A 2,052-nucleotide genomic window follows, 5' to 3' on the forward strand; every position below is an offset into this window, starting at 1 on the left:
GGCCTGCCCGGCTGGGCCCTGATGCTGATCGCCCTGGTCTGCGCCGTGGTGGTCTGCGTGACGCTGAACTTCCTGGTCGAGAAGATCGCCTACCGGCCGCTGCGCAATGCGCCGCGCTTGGCCCCCCTGATCACCGCCATGGGCATGAGCTTGCTCTTGCAGACCCTGGCCATGATCATCTGGAAGCCCAACCCCAAACCCTTCCCCCTGCTGCTGCCCACCACCCCCATCGACCTGGGCGGCCCGGTGATCTCGGTCACGCAGTGCCTGATCCTGGGGCTCACGGTGGTCATCCTGGCCTCGCTGATGTTCCTGGTCAACCACACCAAGCTGGGCCGGGCCATGCGCGCCACGGCCGAGAACCCCAAGGTGGCCGGCCTGATGGGCGTCAAGCCCGACTTCATCATCTCCACCACCTTCGTCATCGGCGCGGCCCTGGCGGCCGTGGCCGGCCTGATGTGGGCGGCCAATTACGGCACGGTGCAACACACCATGGGCTTTATGCCTGGGCTCAAGGCCTTCACCGCCGCGGTGCTGGGCGGCATCGGCAACCTGGCTGGCGCCATGGTGGGCGGCATTCTGCTGGGCCTGATCGAGGCCATTGGCGCGGGTTATTTGGGTGACCTGACCGGCGGCGTGCTGGGCAGCCATTACGCCGACATCTTTGCCTTCGTGGCCCTGATCCTGGTGCTGACCCTGAGACCCTCGGGCCTGCTGGGTGAACGCGTCGCTGATCGTGCTTGAGCGCGCTTGAAGGAGAACTGATCATGCAAAAGAACAAACTCTTCGTCTTCCTGCTCGCGGGCCTAGGCCTGCTGCTGGTGCCGCTGTTTGCGCAGCAGCTGGGCAATGGCCCGGTGCGCATCATCGACCTGGCCTTGCTCTACGTCTTGCTGGCCCTGGGCCTGAACATCGTGGTGGGCTACGCCGGCCTGCTGGACCTGGGCTATGTGGCCTTCTACGCCGTGGGCGCGTATATGTTCGCGCTGCTCAGCAGCCCGCATCTGAGCGAGAACTTCGAGACCTTCCGCGCCGCCTTCCCCGACGGCCTGCATTCGCCGCTGTGGATCGTCATCCCGCTGGGCGCCGGCCTGGCCGCCTTCTTCGGCGTCATGCTGGGCTCGCCCACGCTGAAGCTGCGGGGTGACTATCTGGCCATCGTGACCTTGGGCTTTGGCGAGATCATCCGCGTCTTCCTGAACAATCTGGAATACCCGGCCAACATCACCAACGGCCCGCGCGGCATCGGTCAGATCGACTCCTTCCACTTCTGGGGCATTGACCTCGGTAAGAGCCTGGAGGTCTTCGGCTACACCTTGCCCTCGGTCACGCTTTACTACTACCTCTTCCTGGCTCTGGTCGTGGCCAGCGTCGTGATCTGCTACCGGCTGGAGAACAGCCGCATCGGCCGCGCCTGGATGGCCATCCGCGAGGACGAGATCGCCGCCAAGGCCATGGGCATCAACACCCGCAACCTCAAGCTCTTGGCCTTCGGCATGGGCGCCACCTTTGGCGGCGTGGCCGGCTCCATGTTCGCCAGCTTCCAAGGCTTTGTGTCGCCTGAGTCCTTCAGCCTGCAAGAGAGCGTGATGATTGTGGCCATGGTGGTGCTGGGCGGCATCGGCCACATCCCCGGCGTCATCCTGGGCGCCTTGCTGCTCTCGGCCCTGCCCGAAGTGCTGCGCTATGCGGCCGGCCCGCTGCAAGAGATGACCGGCGGGCGCCTGGACGCCGCCATCCTGCGCCAACTCTTGGTGGCCCTGGCCATGATCAGCATCATGCTGATCCGCCCCCGCGGCCTGTGGCCCGCGCCTGAGCATGGCAAGGCCGCGCCCATCCCCCAGAACAATAAGTGAGCGAGGAGACAAGCATGAGTGAGCAATCCATCGTTCTCAAAGTCAGCGGCGTGTCCAAGCGCTTTGGCGGCCTGCAAGCCCTGTCCGAGGTGGGCATCGAAATCCGCAAAGGCCAGGTCTACGGCCTGATCGGGCCCAATGGCGCGGGCAAGACCACCTTCTTCAACGTCATCACCGGCCTCTACGTGCCGGACGC

At 65.2% G+C, this 2,052-nt stretch carries 3 protein-coding genes; all 3 read left to right on the forward strand.

All coding sequences use genetic code 11. From position 1 onward, the window contains the following. Positions 1-744: branched-chain amino acid ABC transporter permease (locus DBR47_RS24270; RefSeq protein ID WP_148090442.1), on the forward strand; the 744-nt coding region annotated here is incomplete at its 5' end. Between the two features lie 23 nt (positions 745-767). After that, on the forward strand, positions 768-1,856 hold the full coding sequence (locus DBR47_RS24275; protein ID WP_124455054.1) for a branched-chain amino acid ABC transporter permease: 1,089 nt from the start codon (positions 768-770) through the stop codon (positions 1,854-1,856). A gap of 14 nt (positions 1,857-1,870) precedes the next feature. Beyond that, positions 1,871-2,052: ATP-binding cassette domain-containing protein (locus tag DBR47_RS24280; RefSeq protein WP_124455082.1), on the forward strand; the 182-nt coding region annotated here is incomplete at its 3' end.

Origin of the sequence: Paucibacter sp. KBW04 (assembly GCF_003852425.1) — a bacterium.
Taxonomy (GTDB): Bacteria; Pseudomonadota; Gammaproteobacteria; order Burkholderiales; family Burkholderiaceae_C; genus Paucibacter_A.

Bases quoted from the DNA above. Each gene is read 5' to 3' on its own strand.
- DBR47_RS24275 (WP_124455054.1), top strand. From the start codon at position 768: ATGCAAAAGAACAAACTCTTCGTCTTCCTGCTCGCGGGCCTAGGCCTG.